This is a genomic window from Mesorhizobium sp. P2_E10, assembly GCF_056404235.1.
In genome coordinates this window covers 38327-52626 of sequence record NZ_JBFUEK010000008.1, presented here as the reverse complement: position 1 = coordinate 52626, position 14300 = coordinate 38327, and the positions used below count along the sequence as shown (strand labels likewise).

Sequence of the window (14300 nt, the reverse complement as noted above, 5' to 3'; positions counted from 1 at the left end):
AATCTTCTCGAATGCGAAAGTGGCGTTCGGCCGTGGCCGATTGCGCCAGTCTTGATTTCAAGCCTCGGGATGAGACTCGATCCTGTCTTCTTCACCACCGAAGCCGTGCATATAGAACGCCCATTGCAGGCCGATGACGGCGCCCTTGACTGGCTGCAGCAGCGCCAGCGCCAGAAGGATGGTCAGCGGCACCCAGATGACGATGTGCTGCCAGAGCGACAGGGTGGAGGTCGCCTCGATACCCATGAAGGCGCCCAGCACGATGTGGCCGACGATGACGATGACGAGATAGGCGGGCAGGTCGTCGGCGCGGTGGTGATGAAGGTCCTCGCCGCAGACATCGCATTTTTCGACGGTCTTGGTGAAGGCTCGGAACAGTTTTCCTTCGCCGCAATGCGGGCAGCGGCCGAGCGCGCCGCGCTTCATCGCCGTCCACAGCGGGCGGGCGGCCCGGCCCGAGTGATGTTCGCCACCGAAGATCGGCTGTTCGAGACCCAGTTCGTTTTGCATCATCGTCTCCTGCCGCGCGAGCCTGGACGCGATTGCGACGCACGGGCGCGGCCTTTGGCCTTGTGAAACGACCGCTTGGAGCCGGGCAGCGGCTTCGGGTCGGTCAGCATCTCGAAACGCATCGCACCGGCCATTGGCGCCACTTCGATGAGGCGGACTTCGACGCGGTCGGCAAGCTGATAACCCTTGCCGGTGCGCTCTCCGTAGAGCGATCGGGCCGTCTCGTCGTATATATAGTAATCGCCGCCGAGAGTTGACACCGGGATGAAACCATCTGCGCCAAATTGTGGCAATTGGACAAATAGTCCCGATTTGGTGACGCCCGAAATGCGCGCGTCGAAACGATCGTCGATGCGCTCGGCAAGATAGGCGGCAATCAGCCGGTCGACCGTGTCGCGCTCAGCGGCCATGGCGCGGCGCTCGGTGCCCGAGATCAGCACGGACACGTCTTCGAGCCGTGCTTCCTCATCCTGTGTCAGCCCGCCCGGACCGAGGCCAAGGGCGGCAATCAGCCCGCGATGCACGATGAGGTCGGCATAGCGGCGGATCGGCGAGGTGAAATGCGCGTAGCGTTTCAGGTTGAGGCCGAAATGGCCGATGTTCTTTGGCGAATATTCGGCCTGGCTCTGCGAACGCAGCACCACTTCGTTGACCAGCCCCTCATTGTCGGCGCCACGCACGCGCTCCAGAATGCCGTTGAACTGGCTTGGTCGCATCTGCGCGCCGCGCGCCAAGGACATGCCGAGCGTCTGCAGAAACTCGCGCAGCGATTCCTGCTTGGCCAGCGACGGCGCATCATGGACGCGGAAAACCAGTGCCTGCTTCTTCGCCTCCAGCGTTTCGGCGGCAGCGACATTGGCCTGGATCATGAACTCTTCGATCAGCTTGTGGGCGTCGAGCCGTTCCGGGACGATGACGCGATCGACGGTGCCGTCTTCCTTGAGCACGATCTTGCGCTCGGGCAGGTCGAGTTCCAGCGGTTGGCGTCCGTCGCGGCCGCGCTTGAGAATGCCGTAGGCGTCCCACAGCGGCTTCAGCACGCTGTCGAGGATCGGGCCGGTCCTGTCGTCGGGCACACCGTCTATCGCCGCCTGCGCCTGCGGGTAGGCCAGTTTTGCCGCCGACTTCATCATGACGCGGTGGAAGGAATGCCTGAGCTTGCGGCCATCGGCGGCAAAAGTCATGCGCACCGCCAGAGCCGGGCGATCCTGGCCTTCGCGCAGCGAACAGAGATCGTTGGAAATGCGCTCGGGCAGCATCGGCACGACGCGGTCCGGAAAGTAGACCGAATTGCCGCGCTTCAGCGCCTCGCGGTCGAGGGCGGTGCCATAGCGGACATAGGCGGCGACATCGGCGATGGCGACGGTGGCGATGACGCCGCCAGGGTTCTTCTCATCAAGATCCGGCGTGGCGAACACCGCGTCGTCATGGTCCTTGGCGTCGGCGGGGTCGATAGTGATCAGCGGCAGGTCGCGCCAATCCTCGCGGTGATCAAGCGTCGCCGGCTTCACGGCCTCGGATTCGGCGATGACGTCGGCCGGAAAAATGTGCGGAATGTCATGGGCGTGGATGGCGATCATCGAGACCGCCTTTTCGCTGGTCAGCGACCCCAGCACCGCCAGCACTTTTGCGCGCGGCAGGCCATAGCGCGAGGCCCTCGCGGGCTCGACCTCGACCAGATCGCCGTTTTTGGCGCCGTTCTGGAATTCCTTGTCGACGATCAGCTCGGGCTGGCGGCGCTCCACCGGCTCGATGCGAAAGGTGCCGTCCTGCAAGATGCGAAAGATGCCGAGAACGGCATCGGTGCGCTTCTCGAAGATCTTCATCACCCGGCCGGTATAGGCGGGGCCGGTCGCCTCATTGGTCGGAAAGGTCTTGGCCAGCACGCGGTCGCCGATGCCGGGCGCCGGCCCGTTGCCGCTGCGCGACACACGGATCGAGACGACGGGCGGTTCGCCAGGGCCGACGGCCTCGGCCGGATGCGCCAGCAAGATGCCGTCGCCGTCGCGGCCAAAAATGTCGAGCACGGCGACATGGGGCAGGGCGCCGACGCGGGCGAGTTGCTTGCGCTCCTTGGTCAGCAGGCCCTCGTCCTGCAGGTCGCGCAAAATGTCCTTCAGCCAGATGCGGTCGTCGCCGCGCAGCGCGAACGCCTTGGCGATCTCACGTTTCCCGGAACGGTCGGGATTTTCGGCGATATAGCGCAGGATTTCGTCGCGCGACGGGCGATAGTCGTCCTTGACCTTGGCGCGGGTATCAGCGGTGCGCGGATCGCCGTGGGTTCTGCCGGTGATCCTGCGCGCCACGCCGTTATCCTTTTTTCTTGGCCGCCGGTTTTTTCGCCGCCGCCTTCTTGGTTGCTGTCTTCTTGGCTGCCGGGGCCTTGGCCGCCGCCGCCTTGCGGAATGGCTTCTTGCCGCCGCCGCCCTTGGCTTCCTTCTCGGCGATCAGCGCCAGCGCGTCCTCGATCGTCACCGACTGCGGGTCCTTGCCCTTGGGAAGCGTCGCATTGACCTTGCCGAAGTTCACGTAGGGTCCGTATTTGCCGTCGCGCACGACGATCTTGCCGCCGCCATCGGGATGGTCGCCAAGCTCCTTCAAGGCAGCCGGGGTGCCGCCATTGCGGCCGCCCTTGCCCTTCAATTGCTTCTCGGCAATCACCGACACGGCGCGGTTGAGGCCGATCGAAAACACCTCGTCGATGCCTTCGAGGTTGGCGTAGGTGCCGTCATGCAGCACGAAGGGCCCGTAGCGACCGAGCCCGGCCGAAATCATCTTGCCGCTCTCCGGATGCTTGCCGACATCGCGTGGCAGCGACAGCAGAGCGAGCGCCTTTTCGTGGTCGATGGACTCGACCGTCCAGCCCTTGGGCAGGCTGGAGCGCTTGGCTTCCTTGCCGTCGCCACGTTGCAGATAGGGGCCGAAGCGGCCGCTGCGCAGCGTGATTTCCTCGGCGGTGTAGGGATCCTTGCCGATCACCTTGGTGCCGTCTTCGCCGCCGCCATTCTCGCCATTGGGATTGGCGGCGTCGCCGAGCTGGCGGGTGAAGGAGCATTCCGGGTAGTTCGAGCAGCCGACAAAGGCGCCGAATTTGCCGAGTTTCAGTGACAGATTGCCGGTGCCGCATTTCGGGCAGATTCGTGGATTGGAGCCGTCCTCTCGCGCGGGAAACACCAGCGGCGCCAGTTCCTCGTTCAGCGCATCGAGCACATCGGTGACGCGCAGTTCCTTGATGTCGGTGACGGCGCCGGAAAAATCCTTCCAGAAATCGCGCAGCACGTCCTTCCAGGCGAGCTTGCCGTCGGAAATCTCGTCAAGCTTTTCTTCGAGAGACGCGGTGAAGTCATACTCGACATAGCGCCGGAAGAAGCTTTCGAGGAAGGCCGACAGCAGCCGGCCCTTGGCCTGCGGCACCAGCCGGCGCTTGTCGAGGGTGACATAGTCGCGGTCCTCGAGTGTCTTCAGGATCGCGGTGTAGGTCGACGGACGGCCGATGCCGAGTTCTTCCAGCTTCTTGATCAGCGATGCCTCGGAATAGCGCGGCGGCGGTTCGGTGGAGTGCTGGGTGGCGTTGATCGCTTCGCGGGCAAGCTGCTCGCCGGCGCGGATCTCGGGCAGACGGCGGTTTTCCTCGTCTTCCGCATCGTCGTCCTTCTGGTCGGTGTAGGCGGCAATGAAGCCGTCGAAGCGGACCACCGAACCGATGGCGCGAAGCTCGGCGGTGCGGGCTCCGTTGACCGCCTCGATCTCGACCGTGGTGCGCTCGATCTCGGCCGGCTGCATCTGGCTGGAGATGGCGCGCTTCCAGATCAACTCATAGAGCCGCATCTGGTCGGAATCGAGATACTGCCTGACCGATGCCGGGGTGCGCATGAAATCGGTCGGGCGGATCGCCTCGTGCGCTTCCTGGGCGTTCTTGGCCTTGGTCGTGTACTGACGCGGGTTTTCCGGCAAGTATTTGGGGCCGAACTCCTTGACGATCGCGTCGCGCGCAGCCGCGATTGCCTCGGGCGCCATCTGCACGCCGTCGGTTCGCATATAGGTGATCAGGCCGGTGGTCTCGCCGCCGATTTCCATGCCTTCATAGAGCCGCTGCGCCACTTGCATGGTGCGGCTGGCGGAGAAGCCGAGGCCCGACGACGCGGCCTGCTGCAGTGTCGAGGTGGTGAAGGGCGGGCCTGGATTGCGCCTGGTTGGCTTGGCTTCGACCGAGCGCGCCTTGAAGGTGGCGCCGTCGAGCATCGCCTTGATGTCGTCGGCCTGCGCCTTGTTGGCAATGTCGAGTTTTTGCAGCTTCTTGCTGTCGAAGGCGGTCAGCCGCGCTTCGAAATTCTCCTTGCGCGGTGTGCCGAGAATGGCGGCGATCTGCCAGTATTCCTCGCGGATGAAGCGCTCGATCTCGGATTCGCGATCGCAGACGAGGCGCAGCGCCACGGACTGGACGCGGCCGGCGGAGCGGGCGCCCGGCAGCTTGCGCCACAGCACCGGCGACAGCGTGAAACCGACGAGATAGTCGAGCGCGCGGCGGGCGAGATAGGCGTCGACCAGCGGACCGTCGATCTGGCGCGGATTGGCCATCGCTTCCAGCACCGACGACTTGGTGATGGCGTTGAAGACGACACGGCTGACCGGCTTGTCCTTCAGCGCGCGCTTCTGCTTCAGCACTTCCAGCACATGCCAGGAAATCGCTTCGCCCTCACGATCGGGATCGGTGGCGAGGATCAGGCCATCGGCGTCCTTGACCGCCTTGGCGATGTCGGCAAGGCGCTTGCCCGAGGCCGTGTCGACCGCCCAGGACATGGCGAAATCCTCGTCCGGACGCACCGAGCCATCCTTGGCCGGCAGATCGCGGACGTGCCCGAACGAGGCCAGAACCTTATAGTTCTTGCCGAGGTACTTGTTGATTGTCTTTGCCTTGGCCGGCGATTCGACGACGACGACGTCCATGAGGTCTCATATCAGCTGTGGTGCGGCAGAAGGATTCCGCTGCGCGCGACGAAATCTCGTTCTATTTGTCGCTCACATGGCCGCGCTTTTGCATCCGGTCAAGGGGAAGCGGCCAAATTGCCGGCATGTCCGCAGCAATACACTCTTAGAGTGTATGGAGAAAATCACAGAATTTTGGGCAAGGGCACTTTGTGTCTCGCGTCTCGGAAAACGACTCGGGGCTCCGTCGCCTCACCGTCCGTTTAGATCAGGCCGGGTGCCACACACGATCGAGCGTCGAGATAGGCAAAAGGCTGACCGCCGGAGTGCTTGGAGGGGGATATCCGGCAGCCAGCCCGTTTCCCGCCGATGGAGCGGGAATCCAGTTCGAAAATCAGTCGGCCTTGACGATATGCCAGACCTCGCCGACACCGTCGCCGGTCGTATCGCCGGCCTTCTTGTCCTTGATGAAGGTGTAGACCGGCTTACCGTCATAGGCCCACATCTTGGTGCCGTCGGTGCGGTCGACGATGCTCCATTCGTCATCCGCCTTGGCGCCGGCCTCGGCCTTCAGCGGCGGCCAGTTGGTGGCGCATTTGTCGTAGCAGTTGGTCTTGCCCTTCTCGTCCTTGTCATAGGTATAGAGCGTCATGCCGTTGGCATCGGTGTAGATCTTGACGCCCCCGACCTCGGCTTCCTTCCATGCCTCGGCGGCGAAAGATGCGGCGGTGCTGAGCAAAAGCGCGGCCAAGCCTGCTGTTATGGTTTTCATCGGAATCTCCCTGGGTGATCTCGAAGCGCGCGGAAAATCGCGGCCTCGTTCTACAAACGCTGCCCGGCTGCGCTTTCTTCCCAGGCAATCCTCTTGCGTATGGCCTCTTGCGTATGGCGACGACTTGCCACGCGATGGTGATTGGCGGACGGGTGCGGTCGCGGCTATATGGCAGCGCAAGGACCAGGAGACGGAAATGGCATTGGACATCGGCTATGTCAGCGCGATCGGAGCGGGGGCGATCTCGTTCCTGTCGCCTTGCGTGCTGCCGCTGGTGCCGCCCTATCTCTGCTACATGGCCGGCGTCTCGGTCGACGATTTCCGCGGCAATGCCGGCGTGACGGCACGGGAGGGTGCGCGCGGGGCGCTGCTTTATTCCTCGCTCGCCTTCGTGCTCGGCTTCTCCACGGTGTTCGTGGCGCTCGGCGCCGGCGCCTCGACCATCGGTCATTTGCTGCGCGTCTGGCAGGAGCCGCTGGCGATGGCCGCCGGCGTGCTGATCATCCTGATGGGGCTGAATTTCCTCGGCATCTTGCGCATTCCGCTGCTGTCGCGCGAGGCGCGGTTCCAATCGCAAGGCAAGCCGGCCAGCTTGATAGCCGCTTATGTCATGGGACTGGCCTTCGCCTTCGGCTGGACACCGTGCATCGGCCCGGTGCTGGGGCCGATCCTGACGCTGGCCGGTGGCCGCGAGACGGTGGGCGAGGGCGCGCTGCTGCTTGCCGCCTATTCGCTCGGGCTCGGCATCCCGTTCCTGATCGCGGCGCTGTTTTCCGGCGCCTTCATGCGCTTCCTCGGAAAATTCCGCGTCCATCTCGGCCGCGTCGAAAAGGCCATCGGCGCGCTGCTGGTGATCGCCGGGGTGTTTTTCCTCACCGGCGGCGTGCAGGCCGCGTCCTACTGGCTGCTGGAGAATTTTCCGGTGCTAGGGCAGCTGGGGTAGGCTAGACCGTCTCATTGAGAGTCAGCAGCTCTGTCATCTCACCGGAATTTAACCGCATTGGTTCAGCATGGCGCCAATGCTAGATAGTTCCGATTCCTGATCCTTTTTCATACGGTTGCCATTCCATGAGCCAGAGATCCTGCCTGTCCGTCATCCTCGCCGCCGGCGAAGGCACGCGCATGAAGAGTGCGCTGCCGAAGGTGTTGCATCAGATCGCCGGGCTGCCGATGGTCGCTCATGTCGTCAAGGCGGCCGAAGCCGCAGGCGCCGGCGACCAGGCGCTGGTGATCGGCCATGGCGCCGACGAGATGCGCAAGGCGGCGCAGAAGTTCGCACCGAAGGCCGAGACTTTCGTTCAGGAAAAACGCCTCGGCACTGCACATGCCGTGCTGGCGGCGCGCGCTGCGATATCAAGGGGTTACGACGATGTGCTGGTGATGTTCGGGGACACGCCGCTGATCGATCCGGATGCATTGACCGTGGCGCGGCTGAAGCTGGCGGAAGGTGCGGCCGTCGTCGTCATCGGCTTTCGCACGCCCAATCCGACCGGCTATGGCCGGCTTATCGAAAAGGGCGGCAAGCTCGTCGCCATCCGCGAGGAAAAGGACTGTTCCGAGGAGGAGCGGACAATAAACTTCTGCAATGGCGGGCTGATGGCGGTTGCCGGCAGCCAGGCGCTGAAGCTGCTCGATGCCGTCGGCAACACCAACGCCAAGGGCGAATATTACCTCACCGATATTGTCGAGATCGCCAGCGGGCAAGGCCTCGATGTCGTCGCCACCGAGGCGAGCTTCGAAAACGCGCTCGGCATCAACAACCGGGCGGAACTGGCTGAGGCCGAAGGCATCTGGCAGACGCGCCGGCGGCGCACGGCGATGCTCTCCGGCGTTACGCTGATCGCGCCCGAAACCGTGTACTTCTCGCACGACACCGAGATCGGCGCCGATACCATCGTCGAACCCAACGTCTGGTTCGGGCTGGGCGTAACGATCGGCACGGCGTCGAGGATCCACGCCTTCAGCCATTTCGAAGGCGCCACCATCGCCTCGAATTGCGAGGTCGGGCCGTTCGCGCGGCTGCGGCCGGGCGCCGATCTCAGGAACAAAGCCAAGGTCGGCAATTTCTGCGAGGTCAAGAAGGCGACCATCGAGGAGGGCGCCAAGGTCAATCACCTCACCTATGTCGGCGATGCCCGCGTCGGTCCGGGCGCCAACATTGGCGCAGGCACCATCACCTGCAACTATGATGGCTACTCGAAATTCTTCACCGATATCGGCGAAGGAGCTTTCATCGGCTCGAATTCCTCGCTGGTGGCGCCGCTCACGATCGGCAGGGGCAGCTACATCGCCTCGGGCAGCGTCATCACCGAAAGCGTGCCTGACGACGCGCTGGCCTTTGGCCGCGCCCGCCAGAAGACCATTCCCGGCAAGGGCAAGGAAATACGCGAGCGTTTCGCTTCGGTCGCGGCGGCGAAGAAAAAGTGAATATTTTCAGGTCGATCGCCTGAAAAAACTGAATGATTGCAGTAACCGGATTGCAAGAGCGGTCTGGCATGGTGCATCGGTGCAGAAGCGTCCCGGCTGATACGGGACGAAACGCAATGTGACTTTCGCGGCAGGCCGGCCATCCCTAAATAGCGCTGGGTTTTCTGCAGGGAATCGGGGGCAAGCAGCCATGTGCGGTATTGTTGGGATTGTCGGCCATTCGCAGGTGGCGCCGCTCATCGTCGATGCGCTGAAGCGGCTCGAATATCGCGGCTATGACTCCGCCGGCGTCGCCACCATCGAGCATGGCCAACTCGGCCGCCGCCGCGCCGAGGGCAAGCTGGTCAACCTCGAGCGCCGGCTCAAGGACGAGCCGCTCGACGGCACGATCGGCATCGGCCACACGCGCTGGGCGACGCATGGCGTGCCCAACGAGACCAATGCGCATCCGCATTTTTCCGACGGCGTCGCCATCGTCCACAACGGCATCATCGAGAATTTCGCCGAACTGCGCGAGGAGCTGATCCGCGACGGCTATTCTTTCGCGTCTCAGACCGACACCGAGGTGGTGGCGCATCTGGTGGCGCGCGAACTGGCCAGGGGGCTGAAACCGGTCGAGGCCGCGCACCAGGCGTTGAAGCGCCTGGAAGGCGCCTTCGCGCTGGCCATCATGTTCAGGGGTGACGAAGACCTGATCGTCGGCGCCCGCAACGGCCCGCCGCTGGCCGTCGGCCATGGCGACGGCGAGATGTTTCTCGGTTCCGACGCCATCGCGCTCGCCCCGTTCACCAATTCGATCACCTATCTGGAAGACGGCGACTGGGCGGTGGTGCGCCGCGACGGGGTCAGCATCTTCGACATGGATGGCAAGAAGGTCGAACGCAAGCGCCAGCAGTCGCTCTCGACCAGCTTCATGGTCGACAAGGGCAACCGGCGCCATTTCATGGAAAAGGAAATCCATGAACAGCCTGAGGTGATCTCCCACACGCTGGCGCACTACGTGGATTTCGTTGGTGGGGTCTCGAAGCCGCTCGACCTGCCGTTCGACTTTGCCAAAATCGGCCGGCTGGCGATCTCGGCCTGCGGCACTGCCTATCTCGCTGGGCTGATCAGCAAATACTGGTTCGAGCGCTATGCGCGGCTGCCGGTCGACATCGATGTCGCCTCGGAATTCCGCTACCGCGAAATGCCGCTGTCGGCGAATGACGCCGCCTTCTTCATCTCGCAATCGGGCGAAACCGCCGACACGCTGGCCTCGCTTCGCTATTGCCGCAAGGCAGGCATGAAGATCGGCGCGATCGTCAATGTGCGTGAATCGACCATGGCGCGCGAATCCGACGTGGTGCTGCCGACGCTCGCCGGCCCCGAGATCGGCGTTGCCTCGACCAAGGCTTTTACCTGCCAACTCTCGGTGCTGGCATCGCTTGCCGTGCGGGCCGGCGTAGCGCGCGGCACGATCTCGAAGGAGCAGGAGAAAATCCTGGTGCGCGAGCTCTCCGAAGCGCCGCGCTATGCCAACCAGGTGCTGAAACTCGAGGCGCAGATCGAACGGATCGCGCGGGAACTGTCGCGCTACTCCGATGTGCTTTATCTCGGCCGCGACACCAATTTTCCGCTGGCCATGGAAGGCGCGCTGAAACTCAAGGAAATCTCCTACATCCACGCCGAGGGCTATGCCGCCGGCGAGTTGAAGCATGGGCCGATCGCGCTGATCGACGAAAACATGCCGGTCATCGTCATCGCTCCGCATGACCGCATTTTCGAAAAAACCGTGTCGAACATGCAGGAAGTGGCAGCACGCGGCGGCAAGATCATCCTGATCACCGACGCCAAGGGTGCGGCCCAGGCGAGCGTGAAGACGATGGAGACGATCATCCTGCCCGACGTGCCGGAAATCATCTCGCCGATCATTTATGCGCTGCCGATCCAGATGCTGGCCTATTTCGCCGCCGTGTTCATGGGCACAGACGTCGACCAGCCGCGCAACCTGGCGAAGTCGGTGACGGTGGAATAGGGCGACGGCAAATCTCAATTTAGCCAACCGTCGATCCAGCATCGGTATCATCCAACGATACATTTGCATTGCGTGCCGCGATGTATCAATGTATGATACAGAGCAAGGGGTAGGACGTTGATCGTTTCGTTCAAGGGCAAGGCCGTGGAAGCGGTTGCTGCAGGCAAGGCGCCGAAAGGATTTCCACCCGATCTGGTTGCCCGTGGCGAACGCCGTCTTCGTGCAATCGAAAATGCCGCGCAATTGAACGACCTTCGATCGCCACCAGGAAACCACCTTGAAGCCCTGAAAGGGAGCCGAGTCGGACAGCATTCAATTCGCATCAATGACCAATGGCGCATCTGCTTCAGATGGACCGCAGCTGGCGCCGAAGACGTGGAGATCGTCGACTACCATTGAGTGGGCACCTGCCCTGACCCTTGAGGACCCTGAACTATGCTCAAGTTCGCACGCCCCATTCACCCTGGAGAATTCCTGCGCGAAGAGTATCTCGTCCCGCTCGGCATGAGTGCCGGTGCGCTGGCGAAAAAGCTCAATCTTCCGCGCACCCGTATCGAGCGCATTGCCAAGGAGGAGATCGGTTTGACCCCCGATACGGCCCTTCGCCTCGCCAGGTTCTTCAACACGACACCCGAGTTCTGGATGAATTTTCAGCAGGCCTACGAGCTTGAGACCGAGGCTAGGAAACTCGCGCCGGAACTCGCAAAGATCGAACCGCTGGAAGCGGCGGCATAATTGGTTCTTTAAAAACTTCGCAGTTCCAAAGCGCTTTCCGGTCCACTAGTGTTGCGGTGCAACCCGCGCCCCCGGTGAACCATGTCCGATGCTCCACGAACTTCCGGCATGACCCGGCTGAGGAATTATTTCCTGACGGGCTTTGTCGTCTGCGCGCCGCTGGCGATCACGGCCTATATCGCCTGGTCCGTCGTCGGCTGGGTCGATTCCTGGGTAAAGCCCTATATTCCGGCCCGCTACAGCCCGGACACCTATCTGCCGTTCCAGGTCCCGGGTTTTGGGCTGATCGTGGCGCTGTTCCTGATCACCATGATCGGTTTCCTCACCGCCAACATCGTCGGCCGCGCCATCGTCAATTTCGGCGAGCGCCTGCTTGGCCGCATGCCGCTGGTGCGCGGCATCTATGGATCGCTGAAACAGATTTTTGAAACCGTGCTGTCGAACAAGGGCGACATGTTCCGCCAGGTCGGACTGGTTGAATATCCGCGCAAGGGTGTCTGGTCGTTGGTTTTCGTCGCCAGCGAGAAGGAGACCGAAATCAACCAGAAGCTCGATCAGGAAGGCGATCCGCTGATCGCCGTGTTCATGCCGTGTACCCCCAACCCGACCACCGGCTTCCTGATGTATGTGCCGAAATCCGACATCGTGCTTCTCGACATGACGATCGAGGATGGGGCCAAGCTGATCGTCTCGGCCGGGCTGGTGGCGCCGGAGCTCAACGCCAAATTGGTGACGCTGAACGGCGAGCAGATCGATGGAGATCTCGCCAATCCGTCAATCGGTGCCTTGTCTCAGCCGGCGCGCAGGAGCCGCACGGCTTCGTCGCGGCCGAACAGATAAAGCAACAGCCGCAGCGCTTCGCCGCGCTCGGACTGCAGTTCCGGATCGCGCGACAGGACCAGCCTTGCATCGTCGCGGGCGGCTTCCAGCAGGTCGGCATGCACTTCCAGGCGCGCCACCTGGAAGCCCGGCGTGCCGGATTGGCGGGTGCCGAGCAACTCGCCTTCGCCGCGCAGTTTCAGGTCCTCCTCGGCGATGCGGAAGCCGTCTTCCGTGTCGCGCATCACCGACAGGCGGCGTTTTGCCGTCTCGCCGAGTGGGTCCTTGTAGAGCAGCACGCAGGAGGAGGGCTTGTCGCCGCGCCCGACCCGGCCGCGCAGCTGGTGCAACTGGGCGAGGCCAAAACGCTCGGCGTGCTCGATGACCATGATTGTCGCATCCGGCACATCGACGCCGACTTCGATCACTGTTGTGGCGATCAGGATGCGTGTCTCGCCTTGCTTGAAGGCGCGCATCGCCTCGTCCTTCTCGGCGCCCTTCATGCGGCCATGGACAAGGCCGATGCGGTCGCCGAACAGGGGCTGCAGCGAGACGAAACGGTCCTCGGCCGACATCAGCTTGATCTCTTCGGATTCCTCGACCAGTGGACAGATCCAGTAGATCTTCTGGCCATCTGCAACGGCATCCTGCATGCGGCCGACCAGTTCGTCGAGCCGCTCCAGCGGCAGCGTGACGGTGCGGATCGGCCGGCGGCCAACCGGTTTCTCCGTCAGCTTGGAGACGTCCATGTCGCCGAAAGCGGTCAGCACTAGAGTGCGCGGGATCGGCGTTGCTGTCATCACCAGCATGTCGGGCGCGTCGCCCTTGGCGGTGATGGCGAGCCGCTGGTGGACGCCAAAGCGGTGCTGCTCGTCCACGACGGCGAAGACGAGGTCGTTGTAGGTCACCGTCTCCTGGAACAGGGCGTGGGTGCCGACGACGATGTCAATTTCTCCGCTCGCCAGACCGGCAAGCGTGTCGATGCGCTCGCGGCCCTTTTCGCGCCCGGTGAGGATGGCGACGCGCAAGCCGGCTCGTTCCGCCAGCGGCGTGATGGTCGCAAGATGCTGACGCGCCAGGATTTCGGTCGGCGCCATCAGCGCCGCCTGGCCTCCGGCTTCGACGGCGCGCGCCATGGCGAGCAGCGCCACCACCGTCTTGCCCGAGCCGACATCGCCCTGCAGCAGGCGTAGCATGCGTTCGGGGTCGGCGAGATCGGCGTTGATTTCGGCGAGGGCGAATTCCTGTGAAGCGGTGAGCTTGTAGGGCAGGGCAGCGCGCAATTTCTCGACGATGCGGCCGTCGCCGACCAGCGGCCGGCCCGATAGGCGGCGCACCTTTGCCCGCACCAAAGCGAGCGACACCTGGCCGGCAAGCAATTCGTCATAGGCTAGGCGGCGCCATGCCGCCCCCTCGATGGCGACATCGATCGGATCCGCCGGATAGTGAATGCGGGCAAGCGCATCGGCGAAGGCAGGGAAGGTCTGCTTGCGCATAAAGGCATCGTCTTGCCATTCCGGCAGTTCCGGCAGTCTTCCGAGCGCCTGGCCGATCGCACGGCGCAGCACTTTTCCTGACAAGCCGGCGGTGAGCGGATAGACCGGTTCGACCAGCGGCAGGTTTTCGGCGTCGCCGGCCAGCGCGATATGGTCGGGATGGACCATGGTCGGGCGGCCGTTGAACCATTCCATGCGGCCGGACACGACCACATGCTCGCCCACCGGCATCGCCTTTTCGAGATAGGCGGCATGGGCATGGAAGAAGGTCAGCCCGATCTCGCCGGTGTCGTCATGGGCGTAGACCCGGTAAGGCACCGACCGGTTGCCGCGCGGCGGTGGCTGATGGCGGTCGATGCGCAGCTCGAGCGTGACGATTGCGCCTTCGGCGGCAAGTGCGATGCCCGGCCGATTGCGGCGGTCGATCACCGTGTGCGGCAGCACGAACAAAAGGTCGCCTGCGCGGGCAGTGCGGTCGCCAAGATCGGCCGGCACGATTTTCTCGATCAGCGTGCCAACCTTCGGCCCGACGCCGGCAAGCGACGTGATCGGGACGAACAGCGGATCGAGGATGGAAGGACGCATGATGTCAGCTTATGTC

The 14300-nt window shown here is 63.3% G+C and carries 11 protein-coding genes; 6 read left to right on the top strand and 5 right to left on the bottom strand.

The genetic code is table 11. The annotated features are described in order from the left end of the window. Nucleotides 1-57 precede the first annotated feature (57 nt). From AC1D0N_RS21190 to AC1D0N_RS21175, 4 genes are all read right to left on the bottom strand, one after another. The gene (locus tag AC1D0N_RS21190; protein ID WP_477247313.1) at nt 58-510 is read right to left on the bottom strand and encodes a DUF983 domain-containing protein; all 453 of its coding nucleotides are present in this window, start codon (nt 508-510) and stop codon (nt 58-60) included. Then, on the bottom strand, nt 510-2816 hold the full coding sequence (gene rnr / locus AC1D0N_RS21185) for a ribonuclease R (protein WP_477247312.1): 2307 nt from the start codon (nt 2814-2816) through the stop codon (nt 510-512). Before rnr ends, AC1D0N_RS21190 begins: the two co-directional genes overlap by 1 nt. A 4-nt stretch (nt 2817-2820) precedes the next feature. Beyond that, a complete protein-coding gene (gene topA, locus AC1D0N_RS21180; protein ID WP_477247310.1) occupies nt 2821-5457 on the bottom strand; it encodes a type I DNA topoisomerase in 2637 nt (878 codons plus the stop codon). A gap of 373 nt (nt 5458-5830) precedes the next feature. Next, entirely contained in the window at nt 5831-6208 is a 378-nt protein-coding gene (locus AC1D0N_RS21175) for a COG4315 family predicted lipoprotein (protein WP_477247308.1), read from the bottom strand. Nucleotides 6209-6404: 196 nt separating this feature from the next. Between AC1D0N_RS21175 and AC1D0N_RS21170 the strand changes: the two genes are divergently transcribed. The 6 genes from AC1D0N_RS21170 (at nt 6405) to AC1D0N_RS21145 (ending at nt 12224) form a co-directional block, all read left to right on the top strand. Further along, complete coding sequence (locus AC1D0N_RS21170) at nt 6405-7151, top strand: cytochrome c biogenesis CcdA family protein (RefSeq protein WP_477247306.1); 747 nt, start codon at nt 6405-6407, stop codon at nt 7149-7151. Nucleotides 7152-7276: 125 nt separating this feature from the next. Further along, nucleotides 7277-8635, top strand: a complete 1359-nt coding sequence (gene glmU / locus AC1D0N_RS21165) for a bifunctional UDP-N-acetylglucosamine diphosphorylase/glucosamine-1-phosphate N-acetyltransferase GlmU (RefSeq protein ID WP_477247304.1) — start codon at nt 7277-7279, stop codon at nt 8633-8635. Between the two features lie 190 nt (nt 8636-8825). Continuing rightward, the gene (gene glmS, locus AC1D0N_RS21160; RefSeq protein WP_477247302.1) at nt 8826-10649 is read left to right on the top strand and encodes a glutamine--fructose-6-phosphate transaminase (isomerizing); all 1824 of its coding nucleotides are present in this window, start codon (nt 8826-8828) and stop codon (nt 10647-10649) included. Between the two features lie 117 nt (nt 10650-10766). Then, nucleotides 10767-11048, top strand: coding sequence for a type II toxin-antitoxin system RelE/ParE family toxin (locus AC1D0N_RS21155; protein ID WP_477247300.1), 282 nt, complete (start codon nt 10767-10769; stop codon nt 11046-11048). Nucleotides 11049-11084: 36 nt separating this feature from the next. Further along, the gene (locus tag AC1D0N_RS21150; RefSeq protein WP_477247298.1) at nt 11085-11384 is read left to right on the top strand and encodes a HigA family addiction module antitoxin; all 300 of its coding nucleotides are present in this window, start codon (nt 11085-11087) and stop codon (nt 11382-11384) included. An 81-nt stretch (nt 11385-11465) separates the two neighbouring features. After that, nucleotides 11466-12224, top strand: coding sequence for a DUF502 domain-containing protein (locus AC1D0N_RS21145; RefSeq protein WP_477247297.1), 759 nt, complete (start codon nt 11466-11468; stop codon nt 12222-12224). Here AC1D0N_RS21145 and recG read toward each other — a convergent pair. Beyond that, a complete protein-coding gene (recG, locus tag AC1D0N_RS21140) occupies nt 12176-14284 on the bottom strand; it encodes an ATP-dependent DNA helicase RecG (RefSeq protein WP_477247295.1) in 2109 nt (702 codons plus the stop codon). The genes AC1D0N_RS21145 and recG overlap by 49 nt on opposite strands. Nucleotides 14285-14300 lie beyond the last annotated feature (16 nt).